The 16539-nt window shown below is 65.7% G+C and carries 17 protein-coding genes; all 17 read right to left on the bottom strand.

Translation table 11 applies throughout. From position 1 onward, the window contains the following. Positions 1-36 precede the first annotated feature (36 nt). The 17 genes from AB8808_RS05025 to AB8808_RS04945 all read right to left on the bottom strand — a co-directional run bounded on the left by AB8808_RS05025 (position 37) and on the right by AB8808_RS04945 (position 15988). The gene (locus tag AB8808_RS05025) at positions 37-612 is read right to left on the bottom strand and encodes a PilZ domain-containing protein (protein WP_369927265.1); all 576 of its coding nucleotides are present in this window, start codon (positions 610-612) and stop codon (positions 37-39) included. A 28-nt stretch (positions 613-640) separates the two neighbouring features. After that, the gene (locus tag AB8808_RS05020; RefSeq protein ID WP_369927264.1) at positions 641-937 is read right to left on the bottom strand and encodes a flagellar protein FliT; all 297 of its coding nucleotides are present in this window, start codon (positions 935-937) and stop codon (positions 641-643) included. Continuing rightward, positions 934-1350 (bottom strand): flagellar export chaperone FliS, encoded by a 417-nt coding sequence (gene fliS / locus AB8808_RS05015; RefSeq protein WP_036137018.1) that lies wholly within the window; start codon positions 1348-1350, stop codon positions 934-936. Before fliS ends, AB8808_RS05020 begins: the two co-directional genes overlap by 4 nt. Positions 1351-1370: 20 nt before the next feature. Next, positions 1371-2732, bottom strand: coding sequence for a flagellar filament capping protein FliD (gene fliD, locus AB8808_RS05010; RefSeq protein ID WP_369927262.1), 1362 nt, complete (start codon positions 2730-2732; stop codon positions 1371-1373). Positions 2733-2868: 136 nt separating this feature from the next. Continuing rightward, positions 2869-4323 (bottom strand): flagellin N-terminal helical domain-containing protein, encoded by a 1455-nt coding sequence (locus AB8808_RS05005; RefSeq protein ID WP_369927260.1) that lies wholly within the window; start codon positions 4321-4323, stop codon positions 2869-2871. A 310-nt stretch (positions 4324-4633) separates the two neighbouring features. Then, on the bottom strand, positions 4634-5830 hold the full coding sequence (flgL, locus tag AB8808_RS05000) for a flagellar hook-associated protein FlgL (protein WP_369927258.1): 1197 nt from the start codon (positions 5828-5830) through the stop codon (positions 4634-4636). Continuing rightward, positions 5830-7701, bottom strand: a complete 1872-nt coding sequence (flgK, locus tag AB8808_RS04995; protein ID WP_369927256.1) for a flagellar hook-associated protein FlgK — start codon at positions 7699-7701, stop codon at positions 5830-5832. The genes flgL and flgK overlap by 1 nt, the downstream gene beginning before the upstream one ends. 15 nt (positions 7702-7716) lie before the next feature. Further along, positions 7717-8724, bottom strand: a complete 1008-nt coding sequence (gene flgJ, locus AB8808_RS04990) for a flagellar assembly peptidoglycan hydrolase FlgJ (protein WP_369927254.1) — start codon at positions 8722-8724, stop codon at positions 7717-7719. Position 8725: 1 nt separating this feature from the next. Continuing rightward, entirely contained in the window at positions 8726-9850 is a 1125-nt protein-coding gene (locus tag AB8808_RS04985) for a flagellar basal body P-ring protein FlgI (RefSeq protein WP_369927253.1), read from the bottom strand. Further along, a complete protein-coding gene (gene flgH / locus AB8808_RS04980; RefSeq protein WP_369927252.1) occupies positions 9850-10530 on the bottom strand; it encodes a flagellar basal body L-ring protein FlgH in 681 nt (226 codons plus the stop codon). The genes AB8808_RS04985 and flgH overlap by 1 nt, the downstream gene beginning before the upstream one ends. Before the next feature lie 8 nt (positions 10531-10538). Beyond that, the gene (gene flgG / locus AB8808_RS04975) at positions 10539-11324 is read right to left on the bottom strand and encodes a flagellar basal-body rod protein FlgG (RefSeq protein ID WP_036137032.1); all 786 of its coding nucleotides are present in this window, start codon (positions 11322-11324) and stop codon (positions 10539-10541) included. A 62-nt stretch (positions 11325-11386) separates the two neighbouring features. Next, entirely contained in the window at positions 11387-12127 is a 741-nt protein-coding gene (gene flgF, locus AB8808_RS04970; protein WP_036137034.1) for a flagellar basal-body rod protein FlgF, read from the bottom strand. 15 nt (positions 12128-12142) lie between these two features. Beyond that, positions 12143-13366, bottom strand: coding sequence for a flagellar hook protein FlgE (gene flgE / locus AB8808_RS04965; RefSeq protein WP_285406199.1), 1224 nt, complete (start codon positions 13364-13366; stop codon positions 12143-12145). 21 nt (positions 13367-13387) lie between these two features. Next, positions 13388-14059 (bottom strand): flagellar hook assembly protein FlgD, encoded by a 672-nt coding sequence (locus AB8808_RS04960; protein WP_369927249.1) that lies wholly within the window; start codon positions 14057-14059, stop codon positions 13388-13390. A gap of 11 nt (positions 14060-14070) precedes the next feature. Next, entirely contained in the window at positions 14071-14484 is a 414-nt protein-coding gene (flgC, locus tag AB8808_RS04955; protein WP_369927248.1) for a flagellar basal body rod protein FlgC, read from the bottom strand. Then, the gene (flgB, locus tag AB8808_RS04950; RefSeq protein WP_369927246.1) at positions 14481-14900 is read right to left on the bottom strand and encodes a flagellar basal body rod protein FlgB; all 420 of its coding nucleotides are present in this window, start codon (positions 14898-14900) and stop codon (positions 14481-14483) included. The genes flgC and flgB overlap by 4 nt, the downstream gene beginning before the upstream one ends. Positions 14901-15070: 170 nt before the next feature. Continuing rightward, entirely contained in the window at positions 15071-15988 is a 918-nt protein-coding gene (locus AB8808_RS04945) for a chemotaxis protein (protein WP_369927244.1), read from the bottom strand. Between the last annotated feature and the right edge of the window lie 551 nt (positions 15989-16539).

The following is a 16539-nucleotide window of genomic DNA, read 5'->3' as shown; positions in this document are numbered from 1 at the left end:
GCGACGTTCCACCGTCACGTGACGTAAAAGGTCACTTCACTCCCCGGAGCCGTCCTGGGGCCGGGCGTGGGCCCTGGCCTCGGCCACCTGGCGGCGGTGCTGGCGAAAGACCAGGCGCTCGATGCCGTCCCGCACGGCCTCGGTAAGGCCGTCGAAGGCGACGAAACCCTTGCCGTCCGTGGGCCCGGCCACCCGCAGGCCGGGCAACTCCAGGGGCAACGCCCGGCAGGCATCGAAGTGAAGCTTGAGCATGACCGAGGTGCCGACCGGCGGCAGCCCGTCCCAGGGCAGCGTGGCACCGGCAGCGTTCACGCGGACGGGAATACGCGGCGGAAGACCGGCCTGCGGCAGCAGGAGGCGGTTGACGATTTCCATGAGGACATTGAGCTTGGCGTCCAGGCGAGCCACTTCCTGGGTCAGCAGGCTATCGTCTTCGCCCGTATCGCTACGCCGGTCCATCAGGGCCGACACCGCCACCAGCACACTGGCGTTACGGTCGTTGATGAGGGCCAGTTCGGTGATGTCCGGCCGTTCGGCGGCCAGGCAGACCGCATGGAAGCGCGAGTCCCAGGCTACCCGGTCGGCAAAGGCCTTCCACGATTCGTCAGTCATCCGACCGCCCGCCATGCCATTGAGTAGGTCAGAAGGAACTATACGCGGCAACGGCGCGGCGCACGCGGCGCGACTCGTCCCACTGCGCGGCGGTCTCGTCGCGCGCGGCGGCCACCAAGTCCTTGATGAGGCCGTCGAGGAGCATGATCGATTTCAGCGACTCGAGGGTTTCCGGCGCCGGACGCATGCTGCCCTGCATCAGCACGGGCTCACGCTCGGCTTCCAGGGCGGTCAGCACATCCCAGCGGCCCTCGCTGGCGGCCGCATGCATGGACTCGGTGAGATCGAGCACGCGAGGCAGGTCGCACCACGTGGCGTCGGTCATGCGCCGGCCCCAGCCACCTGCCGCGCCTCGGCCGGGATGGCGACCCAGCTCGCACGGATCTGGCCGAGCAGCCGGGCCACCTCATCGAGGGCGTCCGGATCGCTATGCAGATTGGCGTGCAGGAGACGACGGCTCATATAGTCGTAAAGGGCGTCGAGCTGGCCCACCAGCGGCGAGTCGACATCGTGGTTCAGCCCCGACTGCAGGCCGCCGACGATCTCGATCGTTTTCGATATGGCCTCGCCTTTGCCCGCGACGTTGCCTGTGGCCATGCAGGCCTGCGCGAGCCGGATGCGCTCGAGGCCGCCATCCATGAGCAAGGTGATGAGGCCATGGGAATCGGCCTGTTCGAGCCCACCACCGGTGCGGATCTGCTGGTAAGCGCCAGCGCCGCGGGAGTATCCAAGTGCCATGTCGGTTTCCTGTCCTTCGATCAGGACGATTTGGACAGCGAATCGAACTGCTGCGTAAGGAAGCTGCTGGTGTTGCTGAGCTTGGTCATCATCGCGTCCAGCGCGCCGTACTGCGTGGTCAGCCGAGTCGTGTAGTCGCTGATGGTCCGGTCATAGGCGGTCTGCTGAGCGGTCAGATCCTTGATCTTCTGGTTCAGGTTGGTCGTACGCTGGGTCAGGATGCCGCTGGAGGACGTCCAGCCGGTGATCAGCGCGTCGAGCTTAGGCGCGATGCCGCTGCTGCCACTGAGCAGTGCCTGGACGCCGCCCGGATTGGTCGCCAGGGCGCCGGTCAGCTTGGTGGCGTCGTACTTCAGCGTGCCGTCCACTTGGAACTGGACGCCCAGGTCGCTCAGCGACCGCGGGCTGGCGGTGGCACCGGTGAGCTGTGAGCCGAGAAGCGTGGAGACCTGGTTCTTGATCGAGTTGATCGTAGCGTCGCCGATCAGGGCGCCGACCTGCTGGTTGGTCGCATCGTATTTGGTCAGCGTGCTGTAGGTGGACACGAACGAGTTATAGGACGTGACCAGCGACTGCATCGCCGTGCTGACGGCACTGGTGTCCGTCGCGATCGTGACACTGCTGGTGCCGACCTTGGCCAGCGAAAGCGTGACCCCGTCAATCGCCACGCCCGTGGTGTTGGTCGCGCTGCTGGCCGCGGTCCCGTCGATGGTGAACAGGGCATCCTGCGCCTTGATCGTCGGCGTGGACGTGCTGGGGTCGAAATTGAGTTTGGCCAGCCCGCCGTCGCCACCGCTGGACGTGACGGTAAAGGCGTTCGCCGCGCCGGTAGTCAGCGAGGTGAGCACGAGGTGGGCGCCATCGGTGCCGGTGACGATGGAGGCGCTGACGCCGGGGTTGCTCTTGGAGTTGTTGATCGCGTCGCGGACGTCCTGCAGCGTGTTCGCCGGCGCAGCGATGTCGACGCTCATGGACTTCGAACCCACCGCGAGGGTGAGGGTGCCCGTACCCACTGCCGTCTTCGCATCGGTAAAGGCCACCGAGGTGGTCTTCTGCGATGCGGCGAGCTGGGTAACGTTGACGTTATAGACGCTGGGCTTGGCCGAGGCGTCGGCTGTAGCCGTAAGGATGGTGGAGTCGCCGACCGTGGTCTTCTGCGCCTTGAACGCAGTGCCGTCGCTCAGCGCCTTGATGGCGGACTGCAAGCTCGTCAGGGACGAGTTGAAATTGCCGATCGCCGAAATCTGGGTGGTGGTGCTGCTCTGCGCCGCGGCGATCTGTTTGTCTTTGGCCGCGCGCTTGTTGGCAACGAGGTTGTTGACGATCGAGGTGACGTCGATAGAGCTGGAGCCGATCGAGACGCTGGTTGAACCGGTGGCCATGAGACTCTCCGTGAAGACGCCTCACTGCCTGGGCGCCAATTTGCCGACGGCTGGCCCCTTTTTGGAGCCAGCCATGGACAACTAAGCAATTACCCTGCCAACCCCGGGATGACCCGGGGTGGCGGTGTCACCGCTGTTACTGGAGCAGCTTGGTGACGATCTGCTGGCTCTGGTTGGCCTGGGCGAGGACGGAGACACCGGCCTGCTGCAGGATCTGAGCCGAGGACATGTTCGCGGTTTCCTGGGCGAAGTCGGTGTCGGTGATGGCCGACTTCGACGAGCTCAGGTTCTGCGAGATGTTCTGCAGGTTGGAGATGGTCGACTCGAAGCGGTTCTGCACCGCGCCGAGGGTGGAGCGCAGGTCGGAGACCGACTGCAGCGCGGCATCGATGCGGTTGATCGTGTCGTTGGCGCCATCGACCGTCTTCACGCTGGAATCGGCCAGGGTGGAGGTGGTCGAGACGGCGACAGTACCGGCGGTGAAGCCCGAGGCCGCTGCCTTGGTGCCGCCGACGGTGATGGCCGAGGAGGACGCGAACTTCAGCGAGCCATCGGTGGCGACATAGGCATTGATACCTTCGCCGGACTTCGAGTTGATCGCGTCGGCCATGTCCTGCGTGGACTTGAAGGTACCGGTGACACTGAATGCAGCGTTGCTGCCGACCTTCAGGGTCAGGTCGCCCGCAGCCAGCGTGATCGGCGTGGCATCGCCGACGGCGACGTCGGCCGTACCGGCCGTCGAGGTCGTGGTACCGAACAGCGCGGCGGCGCCTGCACCAGCGACGGTCGGCGACGTCGCACCGTTGGCCGTGTTGGTGAAGGTGAACGTACCACCCGTCTGGGTAGCCGACGCGCCGGAACCGTTGGCCGAAAGCTGGGTGTTGATCGCGGTGGCGAGGCCAGCGGCGTTGGTGTAGTTCTGGTTCAGCGTGACCGTCTGCCCATTGACCGAGAACGACGACGCGGTGGTCGAGAAGTCGAAGTTGGTCGTGGCCGCGCCAGCGACGGTCGTGCCCTTGGTACCGGCGACGGCGGCCGTGGCGACGAGCGGCGGGGTGGCGGAACCGGCGGCCAGCTGGCCGACCTGGTTGGACTTCATGCCCTGGTTGAGGCTGACGTTGATGACTTCACCGACGTTCGCGCCGACCTGGAAGCTGAGGTTCTGGGCGGAACCGTCCAGGACCTTCATGCCGTTGAAGTTGGTCTGCGTGGCGATACGCGTGACTTCCGAGAGGCGCTGCTGCACTTCGGCGTCGAGCGCGGCGCGATCCGACGAGGAGTTGGACGCGTTGGTGGACTGCACGGCCAGCTCGCGGATGCGCTGCAGGTTGTTCGTGACTTCGTCCAGAGCCGACTCGGTCGTCTGCGACAGCGAGATACCGTCGTTGGCATTCTGCACCGCGCGGTTCAGACCGTTGATCTGAGTGGTCATGCGGGTGGAGATGGCGAGGCCGGCGGCGTCGTCCTTCGCGCTGTTGATCTTGCTACCCGACGAGAGACGCTCGATGGCCGAAGACAGCTTGGTCTGCGTCATGCTCAGGTTACGCTGAGCGTTCATCGACATGATATTGGTGTTGATGGTCAGTGCCATGGGATTGATCCTTTTTAAGCGGAACCGAAATGCCGGAGGTTGTGCGGCGTAGTCCGGCGGGGTTCCGTGAAGGAAGCCTTCCGCCTCAGAGAGGTTTACGGCACGCCGGGAGGAAACTTGAGAGCTTTTTCTAACTGTCAACTACTTTCTTGCTTCGAGGGGCCCGGATGGTGACGCCCAGGCCCCTTCAGTCAATTTATCGGCAGCACCCCGAAAGGGTTTAGGACCGATCGACTGAAACCTTGTAAGTGGTATCGGCAGGCCACCCTGCCTCGACGCATACGCACGGTTTTACGGATGGAACGATCGACTACTTCAGGTAATTGAACAGCGAGAGGTTCTGCATTTTCACGTAGGACTGCTGGGCGGCATCCAATGCCGTCTGCTGCTGGGTGTACTTGCTGGCGGCGCTGGCATAGTCCAGGTCGTTCAGGTCCGAAAGCGTGCTGTCGTAGGACAACTTCACGTCCGAGCCGATGTCCGACTGCTGATCCAGCGTGTTCATGCGTGCGCCGATGCGGGTACGCGTGTTCATGAAATTCGTGGAGGCCTGGTCGAGGTTCTGCAGCTGCCCGTTGACCTGGTTGTTCATCGCCGCGCTGCCGCCTGGCGCTTCGAACGCCTGGATGATGCCCGCGATGGTTGAAAAGACGTCCTGCGAGGAGGACGGACCCACACTGAAGGAGTCGCCCGTCGCGGGCGTACCCGTGACATTGAGCTGCGCGCCCTTGAAGTTGATCGTGCCGACATCGCCCGTATACGTGCCCGTGGACAGCGCCGGCCCGGTCGGATTGGTGGCGTCATGCACTTCATACGTGGTGGCCGACGTGAAGTTGACCGAGTACTGGCCGCCATCCCACTGCGTGGCGTCGGTGACCGAGGTGGAGCCGACCACCGCCGTGCCCGTGTTGGCGGCCGCGGCCGAGGTCACGAAGGTGCCGTTACCGCCGCGGATCGCCATGAAGACGTCGTCGCCGCTGTCGCCGGTGGCGACCTGCAGGCCGGCGGCCGCGGCCACCATGCGCTGGGTCTGGTCGCCGCCGTAGCTGACCGACAAGCCGTCGATCGTAAAAGGCTGTGTGGTGGTGCGGCTGCCGGCGAAGACGTATTCGCCCTGCCCGTCCTTGGTATTGCCCAGTGCCACGAGCTGGTTGAGCGTCTGCCGCAGTTCGGTAGCGATCGACTGCCGGGACTGGTCGGTCTGTGTGCCGTTGACGCCCTGCAAGGTGAGGGTGCGCACGCGATCGAGGATGTTGCCGGCGGACGACAGCGCGGTTTCTTCCGTCGACAGTCGCGTCGTGGCCGAGTTGATGTTGCGCGTGTACTGGTCGTTCTGCGCGCTGGCCGAACTGATATCCACGGAGCGCGCGGCGGCGGCCGGGTTGTCGGCCGGCGACTGGATGGCCTTGCCGTTGCCCAGCGCGAGCTGCGTCTGCGACAGCTGGTACTGCCGGTCCAGCATGCTGTTGACGGACTGCTGGGCACCCCATGACGTCGAAATACGCATCAGTTTCTCACCGCGCTCAGGAGGGACTGGAAAATGGTGTTCGCCGTGGTGATCACCTGGGCGGACGCGGAGTAGGCCTGCTGGAAACGCAGGAGATTGGCGGCTTCCTCGTCCATGTTGACGCCGGACAGGCTCTGTTGCGACGCCGTGGCCTGGTCGAGGATGCTCTGCTGCGCGGACAGCGCCGTGTTGGCCTGCGAACCGGCCGTACCCACCTGCGCGATCAACTGGCTATACGACTTGCCCACCGTGGTCACGCCGTTGTCGAGGATGCCCTTGTTGGCGACGTTCGCCATCGCCAGCGCGTTGCCGTTGTCGCCGCTGGCCGTGCCGGCGGGCTTCACGGTAAACGTATCGTTAGCGGCCGGCACGCCGGAAAGCTTTAGCGTCCAGCCATTGCCGGTGATGGTGTCACCGGAGGCGTAGGTCTGCGCGGCGCCGCCGTTGACGGTATAGGTGGTGGGCGACGTGAACACGATGTTGGCCGGCGTGTTGAACGCCGGATTGGTGACATCGGTAACGGTGAGATTGCCCAGCGTCGCCTTGCCCGTGTTGGACGCGCCCTTGAGGGCGGCGAGCGGGCCGGAGGCGGCGATCTTGCTGGTATCGCTGATCGCCACGCTCATGGACGACGCGGCATTGCGGGTCGGCTGGATCTGAAAGGAATCGCCGGCCACCGCGCCCGCGCCGACCACCATCGACAGGCCACCGATCTTGAACGGATCGGTGGCCGATCCCGTGCCGGTCATCGGCACCGTGGCGCCGGCCGTCGTCGATGCCGTCCACTGGGCGCCATCGAAGCGCAGCACGTAGTCGGAAGCATCGAGTTTGGACGGATCGGCGACGGTTGCGGTGATCGAACCGGTGCCCTTGTTCGCCGTGCTGTTGTAGACAGCCGGATTGGCGATCGTGAAGAAGTTGCCGCCGGCGGCGCCGTTGAGGTCGATGCCTTGCGCGTGCTGCTGGTTGAAGGCGGCGGTCATGGCGATGGCGGAGCGACCGAGCTGGTTGCGCGCCGGGTCGAGAACATTGGTGCGGAAGTCGAACGTGGCACCCAGGGAGCCCGAGCCGAGCTGGCTGCTGATCACCGAGCCGCCGGGGCCGGTCACTTCCAGCCGGGAAGAATCGTAGACGTTGGCCGCCGTGGACAGCTGGGCGGAATCGGTGCCGTTGACCAGCGACAGCCCGTTACCCACCGTTACGGTGACCATGTGGTTGTCGTTCTGGGTGACGCTGACGCCGACCAGCTGCGACAGTTGGGAAACCGCCTGGTCACGCGCGTCGAGCAGGTCGTTCGGCACCGCGCCGCCCGCATAGCCCTGCTGGATCTGCCCGTTGAGGCCGGCGATGCTCTTGGTCAGCGCGTTGATCGAATCCACCGCATTGCTTATCTGCGTGTTGCTTTGCTGATCGAGCTGCTGGAACTGCGAGGACAGCGAACGGAAGGTCGACACCAGCGTGCTGGCCTTGCCCAGCAGCGCCTGCCGGCTGGCGGTATCCACCGGCGCGTTGGCCACATCGCTGACCGCGCCGAAGAAGCCGTCCAGCGCCGTCTGCAGGTTGGCCGAGCCGCTGACCACGTTATTGACCGACGCCGTGAGCGTGGCGTACTGCGATGCACGCGACTGGCCCGAGTTGGCCGACCACATGGACTGGGTGAGGAACTGGCTGTAGGCGCGCTGCACGCTGACCGCATCGGCGCCCTGGCCGACGTAGAAGCCGCCGTTGTATTCCGGCGTGCGCGCATTGAACGACGTCGTCTGCCGCGTGTAACCCGCGGTGTTGACGTTGCTGATGTTGTGTCCGACGGTGGACAGGCCCACTTGCGAGGCAAGCAGTCCTGAAACACCTGTGGAGAGCAGATCGGCCATCGTTGCGTTCCTTCCTTACAGTTCGGCGGCGATATGTTCGAGGGCGGCCAGTGCCTGCTTCATCACCGGCCCGTTGGCGATGGCGGCAAGCTTCTGGGCGTAGCTGGGATCGGTGGCGTAACCGCCATCGACCAGCGCCTTGGCGAACCCCTTGACGTCGTCACCCCGGCCCACCGCGTCCGCATAGCGTGGGCTGTTCGCGACCATATCGGCGTAGTCCTTGAACGAATCGGACGGTGAGTCGTAGGCGCGGAAGCTGTCCTTCTTGCGCACGGCCACACCGTTTTCGTATTCGAGGGTGGGCACGTTGACGCGCTTGCCGTCCCAGCTGCTGCCGGCCTTGATACCGAACATGTTGAAGCTGGTGGTGCTGCCCTGCGCGGGCATGTGCTTGCCCCAGCCGGTTTCCAGCGCCGCCTGGGCCAGCAGCGCGCGTACCGACACCCCTAGCTTCTTCGCCGCCTCGATGGCATGCGGCGCCAGCTTCTGCACGAATTCCTCCGGCGAGCCGATGGTCAGCTTGCCGACCGCGCTGGCCACGGCGCTGGCGCCGTCACCCACGGCCTTGCCAGCACTGCCCAGGATGCGCTCCAGGGAGTTCATCAACCCGCTGTCCTGATCGGACTTGGACGACACGGCGTCAGCCGTGCTGGCCACGCCCGTGACACCCGCGAACAGCGTGTTGTCGCTGGAGCCACCCTGGGCCGACTGCGCGCCGCCGAGCTGACGGATCAGCATGTCGGCGATGCCGATGCCCTTGCCCTGGGACAGGGTGACCGACAGCTGCTTGTCGAACATGTCGCGGTAGGCGCTGCCCGCCTGCGAGCCCATGATGTCGTCGCCCATCGCCGAACTGGCGTCACGCATGGACTTCAGCATCATCTGGGTGAAGATCGATTCGAACTGCTTGGCGACGACCGGCAACGCCGACGCCTGGTCCTTCTGCGCGGCCGAACGCAGGCCCGCGAACCCGGACATATCCGTGTAGGTGCCAAGCTTCAGGTTGTCGGCCGCGGTTACCATGTCAGATCACCACCAATTCAGCGTGCAGGGCGCCGGATTCTTTCAGCGCCTGCAGGATGGAAATGAGGTCGCTCGGCGATGCGCCGACCTGGTTGACGGCCCGCACGATGGCGTCGAGGCTGGTGCCCGGGCCGAACTTGAACATGTGCCCGCCGTCTTCGCTGACGGCCACCTGGCTGCTCGGCACCACGGCCGTCTGGCCGCGGCTGAACGCGCCCGGCTGGCTGACCTGGGGCTGCTCGCTGATGGTCACCTGGATGGAGCCGTGGGCCACGGCCGCGGCACCCACCTTCACGTCGGAACCGATCACCACCGTGCCGGTGCGCGAGTTGATGATGATCCGTGCCGGCGCGTCGCCCGGGGTCACTTCCAGGGACTGGATGGTGGACAACCAGGCCACGCGCTGCGAGGGATCGATCGGCGCGCGCACCGCGACGGAACCGGAATCCATGGCGTTGGCCGTGCCGGCGCCGAAGTTCTGGTTGACCGCCTGGGCGATACGCGCCGCCGTGGTGAAGTCGGCCGTGTTGAGGTTGAGCATGAGGTCGCCGCCCTTGTCGAAGGACGAGGCCACGCTGCGCTCGATGCTGGCGCCGCCCGGAATGCGGCCGCTGGAGGAGATGTTGACCTGGACGCTGGAGCCGCTCTTGCCCTGGGCACTGACACCACCGACGATGACACTGCCCTGCGCGATGGCATAGACCTGACCGTCGGCGCCCTTGAGCGGCGACATCAGCAGCTGGCCGCCACGGATGCTCTTGGCGTTGGCGATGGAGGCCACGGTGACGTCGATACGCTGGCCCGGCTTGGCGAAAGGCGGCAGGTCGGCCGTGATGGTGACCGCTGCGGCGTTCTTCAGCTGCGGGCGTACGTTGGCCGGCACGTTGACGCCGAACTGCTGGAGCATGTTTTCCAGGCTTTGCGTGGTAAAGGGCGCCTGGCTGGTCTGATCGCCGCTGCCGTCCAGGCCCACCACCAGGCCGTAGCCGATCAGCTGGTTGCTGCGCACGCCGCCCACCTGCACCAGGTCGCGGATGCGATCGGCGTGGGCGGGCAGCACGGCGCCGAGCGCCAGCACGATGGCGGCGCTGCGCACGAAGGTGAAGAAGCGCGGCAGGGCTTTCATCAGAACGGCATCCACTTGGAATCGAAGAACCGCGACAGCCAGCCGCGCGTGTTCGAGTCGGCCAGCGTGCCCTTGCCCACGTATTCGATGCGGGCGTCGGCCACGCGACTGGAAGCGACGATGTTGTCGTTGCCGATGTCCTGCGGGCGCACGATGCCGGAGATGCGCACCAGTTCCTCGCCCTGGTTGATGGTCAGCCATTTCTCGCCACGCACCACCAGCGCACCGTTGGACAGGCGCTGCGCCACGGTGACGGTGATCTCGCCGGTGAGCTGGTTGCTCTGTTCGCTGGAGCCGTCGCCGGTGAAGGCGTTGTTGCTGGCCAGCGAGCTGTCGGCGCTGTTGCCGCCGATGCGCAGGCCCTGGCCCAGCAGGGTGGGCGAGGTGATGGTGTTGCCGTTCTTCTTGCTGGTATTGGTCTTGGCCTTCTTGCTGGCCTGGGTGGATTCCACCAGCGTGATGGTCAGGATGTCGCCGATGCGATGCGCACGCGGATCGGCGAACAGTTCCATCGACTGCTGGTCGGCATAGATCGAGCCCGTGGCTCGCGGCTGCGCGGTCGGGTCTTCCGGCAGCGTGGCGGCGTACATCGGCCGCGGCGTGGGCGGCACGATGGCGCAGCCACCCAGGAGGGCCAGCGGCATCGCGGCGGAGAAAACACGGGCGAAGGTGCGATTCATGACGTGTCTCAGGTCTTGTTCGTGATGGTCTGGAGCATCTGATCGGATGCGGTGATCGCCTTCGAATTCATCTCGTAGGCGCGCTGCGTCTCGATCATGTTCACCATCTCCTCGACGACGTTGACGTTCGAGGTTTCGAGACTGTTCTGGTTGAGCGTGCCCAGGCCATTGAGGCCGGCGGTGCCGGTCTGCGGCGCACCGCTGGACGCGGTTTCCACATAGAGGTTGTCGCCCTTGGGCTGGAGGCCGGCCGGGTTGACGAAGTCGGCCAGCTGGATCGTGCCGATGTTCTGCGCGGCGGCGGAGCCCTGCACGGTGACGCTCACGGTGCCGTCGGTGCCGATGGTCACGGTGGAGGCGTTGGCCGGAATGGTGATGGACGGCTCCAGCGGGTAACCGTCGTTGGTGACCATCTGGCCGTCCTGGTCGCGCTTGAGCGAACCGTCGCGGGTATAGCCCACCGTACCGTCGGGCAAGGTCACCTGGAGGAAGCCGCGGCCGTCGATGCGCACGTCCAGGGGGTTGTCGGTCTGCTGCACGCCGCCCTGCTCGAACATCTTCTGGGTGCCCACCACGCGCACACCGGTGCCGATCATGAAGCCCGTGGGCGACTGCGTCTGCTCGGTGGTCTGGGCGCCGGCCTGTCCGCGGTTCTGGTAGGACAGGTCCTCGAACTCGGCGCGGGCGCGCTTGAAGCCCGTGGTGTTGGTGTTGGCCAGGTTGTTGGAGACGACGTCCATCTTCGTCTGCTGAGCGTCGAGGCCGGTCTTGGCGATCCAGAGGGACGTGAACATCGTTGACTCCTGCGCGTTGGCGCTCTACATACCGGCGACGGTTTTGCGTCGCCTGGCGGGGGTTAACCCACCTGTAGCAATTTCGATGCCGACTGGGCGTTTTCGTCCGCCGTCTTGATCGATCGGACCTGCATTTCGAATTCGCGGGAGAGGGAAATCATCTTGACCAGCACGTCGGAGGGGTTGACGTTGCTGGATTCCAGGGTGCCGTTGACCACCTTGACGTTGGCGTCGGCCGGCGCCTGGGAGCCGTCTTTCATGTGCATCAGGCCGTCGCTGGCATAGGTCAGCTGGTCGTTGCCGGGGTTGACCAGCTTGATCCGGTCCGTGGTGGCCACGGTGGCCGGGCTTTCGCCCAGCGGCACGACGGAAATCGTGCCATCCGAGCCGATCTTCACGCTGGTGGACTGCGGGATGGTGATCGGGCCGCCGCCGCCGAGGACGGCATTGCCGCGCATGTCCGTCAACAATCCGTCGGCGTCCACGCGGAGGTTGCCCGCCCGCGTGTAGCCTTCGGTGCCGTCCGGGGTCTGCACGGCGATCCAGCCGTCGCCCTGCACCGAGATGTCGAGGTCGTTGCCGGTGTGCATCTGCTGGCCGGCCGTGGTGTCCCAACCCGTGCCCTGGGCGACGCCGTTGATCCGCGTCTGCAGGCCGTCGCCCTTCACGGGCATGCTCTGGAACGCCGACAGCTCGGCCTTGAAGCCGGCCGTGTTGGCATTGGCCAGGTTGTGCGCCACTTCGGCCTGGGCCCGCATGATCTGCGAGGCCCCGGTCATGGCGACATAGACGGAACGATCCATGGCTTAGGCCCCCGCTTAGTTGCGGATGTTGATGATGGTCTGGGTCAACGTGTTGTCGGTCGAGATGACCTGGGCGTTGGCCTGGTAGTTGCGCTGCGCCTTGATCATGTTGACCAGCTGGGCGGTGAGGTCGGCCGTGTTGGACGCCTCGAGCGAGCCGGCCTGCACCGAGCCCACATCACCGGAACCCGCCACGCCGCGGATCGGCTGGCCGGAATCGACCGAGGCCACCCAGTTGGTGTCGTTCTGCTGGCGCAGGCCCTGGTTGTTGGCGAACGTGGCGATGGCCAGCTGGCCCATCGGCGTGGATACGCCGTTGGTGTAGACCGCCGAGACCGTACCGTCCTTGGAGACGTCGATCTTGGAGAACTTGCCGGCGGCGAAGCCGTCATTCGTGATCGCCGAGGTGGAATACGAACTGCCGAACTGGGTGACCTTGGTCATGTCGACCGACAGGTTGATCGGCGCCGCGCCGGCGTTGGGCGAGGCCGCACCGAAGTTCAGCTTGCCGTTGGCCGGGGTGGTCAGCGAACCGCCCGAGCTGAAGGTCAGCGGCTGCGCTGTACCGACCTGGGCGCCGTCCAGGGTCATGTAGGCGTTCCACGAGTTGGGCGTGGCCGCATCCTTGACGTAATAGACGTTGGTGGTGTGCGTCGCGCCCAGCGAGTCGTACGACTGGAAGGTCGACACGTAGTTGTAGCTCTGGTCGTTCGTGGGATCGAAGGCAGCGGTCTTGACCGTGTCCGACGAGGACAGGTTGGCGGTCAGGCCCACGGTGCCGGATGCCTTGGCCGCGCTGGTACCCGTGGTGATCTTCAGGTCCTTCAGGGCACTGATGTCGAAGCCACCGGTGGCGGTGGGCGGGTAGACCTGCAGGTTCTGACCGGTGGCGTTGACGATGTTGCCGTTGTCGTCCGGATGGAAGTTGCCCGCGCGCGAGTACGAGTAGCCGGAGGCGTCGCGCAGCGTGAAGAAGCCCGCGCCGCTCAGGGCGAAATCGTACGAGTTGCCGGTCTGGGTGACGTTGCCGTCGCCGAACTGCTGGGCGATGTTGGTCAGGCGCACGCCGCTGCCGGCGGCGGTGGCGGAGAGGTTTTCACCGGCCACCGAGTAGACCTGCGAGAACTCGGCGCGCGAGCCCTTGTAGCCGACGGTGTTGACGTTGGCGATGTTGTTGGCGGTGACTTCCAGGTCGGAAGACGCCGCGTTGATGCCGCTGAGGGCGATATCGAAAGGCATGGTGGGTATTCCTTGCTGGAGTTACAGGATTTGTGCGATCTGGCTGAGCAGGGCACCGCCGTAGCCGGCCACCTGCACGTAGGTACCGTCGGTGCCCGAAGCGCCGACGCCTTCCACCTTTCCGCGAACGAAGGTATTGATCGCGGTGCCGCCGGAAGTGGCGGACATCTGGTACACGCCGTCGGCCAGCTGCGTGCCGTCGTCGGATTTGCCGTCCCAGGCGAAGGTCTGCAAACCGGCATCCGGCTGGCCCATCGGGATGTTGCGCACCACGTTGCCGGAGGCGTCCTTGATCTGGACATTGACGTAGGTGCCGGAGCTGCCCACGTTGACCGCGCCGCTCATGGCGCTTCCCTCGAGCTTGGCCGCCGTGGAGGGAACCAGCGCATCCTTGCCGACCAGCGACGCCGCACGCACGAACTGGTCGCCGGTGAGGTTGGTGGACAGCGAATCGAACGAGCCCTGCAGCTGCTGCGTGGCCGCCACCTGCGAGAACTGCGCCATCTGCGCGACCATCTGCGTGGAGTCCATCGGCTTGGTCGGGTCCTGGTTGGTCATCTGGGTGACCATCAGCTTCAGGAAATCCGACTGGTTGAGGGTCTGCTCCTTCAGCTGGCTGGACGAGGACGTGGCGGAGGTGGACGCGGTCGTGGACGACGACGTGGAGGCGGTACCGGTAACGGAATCGACCATGGGAAGGGGCCTTATTTGCCGAGGTCCAGCGTCTTCTGCATGAGCTGCTTGGCGCTGTTCATGACTTCGACGTTGTTCTGGTAGGAGCGCGACGCGGAGATCATGTTGACCAGCTCGTCGACCGGGTTGACGTTGCTTGAATAGACATAGCCGTTGGCGTCCGCGAGCGGATTGGCCGGCTCGTAGCGCGACTGCACCGGGGCCTGGCTTTCGGTGACGCCGAGCGTGCGCACGCCGCCGTTTTCCATCTGCCCGTCCACCTGCTGCTGCACGGCGGCGAACGTGGGCTGCTTCGCGCGGTATGCGGTGGCCTCGCTGCCCGACAGGCTGTCGGCGTTGGCCATGTTGCTGGCGGTGGTATTGAGCCGGGCAGACTGGGCCGCCATGCCCGAACCGGCCACATCGAAGATCTTCAGCAGGCTCATGAGGCGGTCCCGGTGATGGCGAGGCGCATGGTATGGATCTGCGCGTTGATGAAGCTGAGCGACGCCTGGTAATGGATGGCGTTGGCGGCGAACTGCGCCTGCTCGACCTGGGTGTCGACGGTGTTGCCGTCCATGGACGGCTGCGTCTCGGCGCGATAGGCCATCTTGTTGGCTTCGCCCAGCGCCACGGCGAGGTTGCCGCCGATGTGGCCGGACTCGGTCGCGGTCATCGGCAGCGTGGTGCCGTCGGTGGCGCCCGTGGCGGCGCTCATGGCCTTCTTGAAGTCGAGGTCGCGAGCGAGGAAGCCCGGCGTGTCGGCATTGGCGAGGTTGGAGGAAATGACCTCCGCACGGCGCTGCCACAGGCCAAGGGCCTGGGCGTGTACGCCGAACAGCTTGTCGGATGAATCGATCATGGGCTTTCCCCTCGGTGATCCTGGCCCGAGGGGTTGAGCAAGACGCGTGCCACGCGGCAGGCTTCACGAAAAACGGCGCCGTAGCGCCGTTTTCGGGGTTATGCAGGGGAGCGACCCGGCGCTGCGCCGGAATTCCGACGCGGCGCGGCAGCCTCCGTGTCAGGCCAACGTCAGGCCGGGAGCAGTTCCAGCACCGCCGTGGCCAGCACGTCAGGCTGGAACTTGGCGATGAAGCGGTCGGCACCCACGCGCTCGACCATCGCCTCGTTGAATACGCCGCTGAGCGAGCTGTGCAGCAGGACCTTGTAATGGCGCAGGCCCGGCTCCTCGCGGATGGCGCGGGTGAGCGCGTAGCCGTCCATGAGCGGCATCTCGATGTCCGACACGACCAGCGCGACACGCTCGGCGGCCGGGCCCGCCGCCAGCTCGCGCAGTTTCTCCAGGCCCTCCTTGCCGTCCTTCGCCACCACGCATTCCAGGTCCATCTTGCGGAACAGGTCGACGATCTGGGTGCGGGCGACCAGGGAATCGTCCACCACCAGCACGCGGCGGCTGCCGACCTTCTGTACGTGGGCGGCCTGCTGGACACGCTCCGAGAGCTCCACGGCGCGGGGGTCCACGCTGGCCAGCACCTGCTCCACATCGACCACGGCAAGCAGATCGCCGTCAAGGCGGGTCACGGCGTTCACCCGCGCTCCGTAGCCCAGGGCCGGCGGCGGGGCGGCCATGTTCGAACCGTCGATATGGACGATACGATCCACGTCGGAAACGAGGAAACCCTGCACGGACCGGTTGAACTCCGTGACGATGAGGTGCGCGCTGGCGACGTCGGCCAGCGGCGGGTAGCCCATGGCCGCGGCCAGGTCGACCACCGGAATGGTCTGGCCGCGGTAGTCGAAGCTGCCCGAGACCAGCTCGTGCATGCTGGGCATGCGCTCCAGCCGCGGGCGGCGCAGTACCTCGCGCACCTTGAACACGTTGATGCCGAACGCCTGACGGTCGCCGAGGCGGAACAACAGCATGGCCACACGATTGTGTCCGGCCAGGCGGGTGAAGGTTTCGACGGTGTCGAGCAGCGGGCGGGCCATGTCGTGCCTGGGCTTGCGAAAGGGGGTGTCGCGGAGCGTATCGGCGGCGGGGCGGTTTGCTTGAGCCGTGGTGGGGCTTGGAACGAGAGCCTTGGCGTCTTGCATGCTGGCTGCGGAGCAAGAGCCGGCGGGTAGCCCCCTCGGGTCCACGCCTACGGCGACCCGCTAAGGAAGGGCCGCTGGCGCGGCCGTATTCTTATGGCCCTTCGGGCCCGGGTCGGGCTTCGAACGGGGATTTTCGATTCGCCATCCATGGCTCAGCGAAAATGGCCGGCCGTCCTGGCCGGCCCCGCTACGCGGCCTTGTCCGTTCGAATCCCTCGCCTGCGGCTACCGGCCCCGAGGGGGCTACCCGCCGGCTCTTCCCGACACTGAGGTGGGTTGTGACGCGAGCGGTCGCAGAGGTGCAGGGTATGGCGTCACCGCTTTGTTGGCTTTTCGCCCACATCGTGGGCTCCTACCCCAGGGGTAGGACAGGTTGTGGCATATCCAACGCCTGATCCGCCACCTGGGGGGGGGGTAGGAGCGCACGCACGTGCGCGAACCCTCTAC

Origin of the sequence: Xanthomonas sp. NCPPB 2632 (assembly GCF_041228075.2) — a bacterium.
Lineage (GTDB): Bacteria > Pseudomonadota > Gammaproteobacteria > Xanthomonadales > Rhodanobacteraceae > Luteibacter.
This window is presented reverse-complemented; position numbering and strand designations above follow the sequence as displayed.

Coding starts and splice junctions, on each gene's coding strand:
- fliS (WP_036137018.1), bottom strand. CDS start 1,350: ATGGCACTTGGATACTCCCGCGGCGCTGGCGCTTACCAGCAGATCCGC.
- AB8808_RS05025 (WP_369927265.1), bottom strand. CDS start 612: ATGACTGACGAATCGTGGAAGGCCTTTGCCGACCGGGTAGCCTGGGAC.
- flgK (WP_369927256.1), bottom strand. CDS start 7,701: ATGGCCGATCTGCTCTCCACAGGTGTTTCAGGACTGCTTGCCTCGCAA.
- flgJ (WP_369927254.1), bottom strand. CDS start 8,724: ATGGTAACCGCGGCCGACAACCTGAAGCTTGGCACCTACACGGATATG.
- flgF (WP_036137034.1), bottom strand. CDS start 12,127: ATGGATCGTTCCGTCTATGTCGCCATGACCGGGGCCTCGCAGATCATG.
- flgC (WP_369927248.1), bottom strand. CDS start 14,484: ATGAGCCTGCTGAAGATCTTCGATGTGGCCGGTTCGGGCATGGCGGCC.
- flgE (WP_285406199.1), bottom strand. CDS start 13,366: ATGCCTTTCGATATCGCCCTCAGCGGCATCAACGCGGCGTCTTCCGAC.
- flgB (WP_369927246.1), bottom strand. CDS start 14,900: ATGATCGATTCATCCGACAAGCTGTTCGGCGTACACGCCCAGGCCCTT.
- AB8808_RS05005 (WP_369927260.1), bottom strand. CDS start 4,323: ATGGCACTGACCATCAACACCAATATCATGTCGATGAACGCTCAGCGT.
- flgG (WP_036137032.1), bottom strand. CDS start 11,324: ATGTTCACGTCCCTCTGGATCGCCAAGACCGGCCTCGACGCTCAGCAG.
- AB8808_RS04985 (WP_369927253.1), bottom strand. CDS start 9,850: ATGAAAGCCCTGCCGCGCTTCTTCACCTTCGTGCGCAGCGCCGCCATC.
- AB8808_RS04945 (WP_369927244.1), bottom strand. CDS start 15,988: ATGGCCCGCCCGCTGCTCGACACCGTCGAAACCTTCACCCGCCTGGCC.
- AB8808_RS04960 (WP_369927249.1), bottom strand. CDS start 14,059: ATGGTCGATTCCGTTACCGGTACCGCCTCCACGTCGTCGTCCACGACC.
- AB8808_RS05020 (WP_369927264.1), bottom strand. CDS start 937: ATGACCGACGCCACGTGGTGCGACCTGCCTCGCGTGCTCGATCTCACC.
- flgH (WP_369927252.1), bottom strand. CDS start 10,530: ATGAATCGCACCTTCGCCCGTGTTTTCTCCGCCGCGATGCCGCTGGCC.
- fliD (WP_369927262.1), bottom strand. CDS start 2,732: ATGGCCACCGGTTCAACCAGCGTCTCGATCGGCTCCAGCTCTATCGAC.
- flgL (WP_369927258.1), bottom strand. CDS start 5,830: ATGCGTATTTCGACGTCATGGGGTGCCCAGCAGTCCGTCAACAGCATG.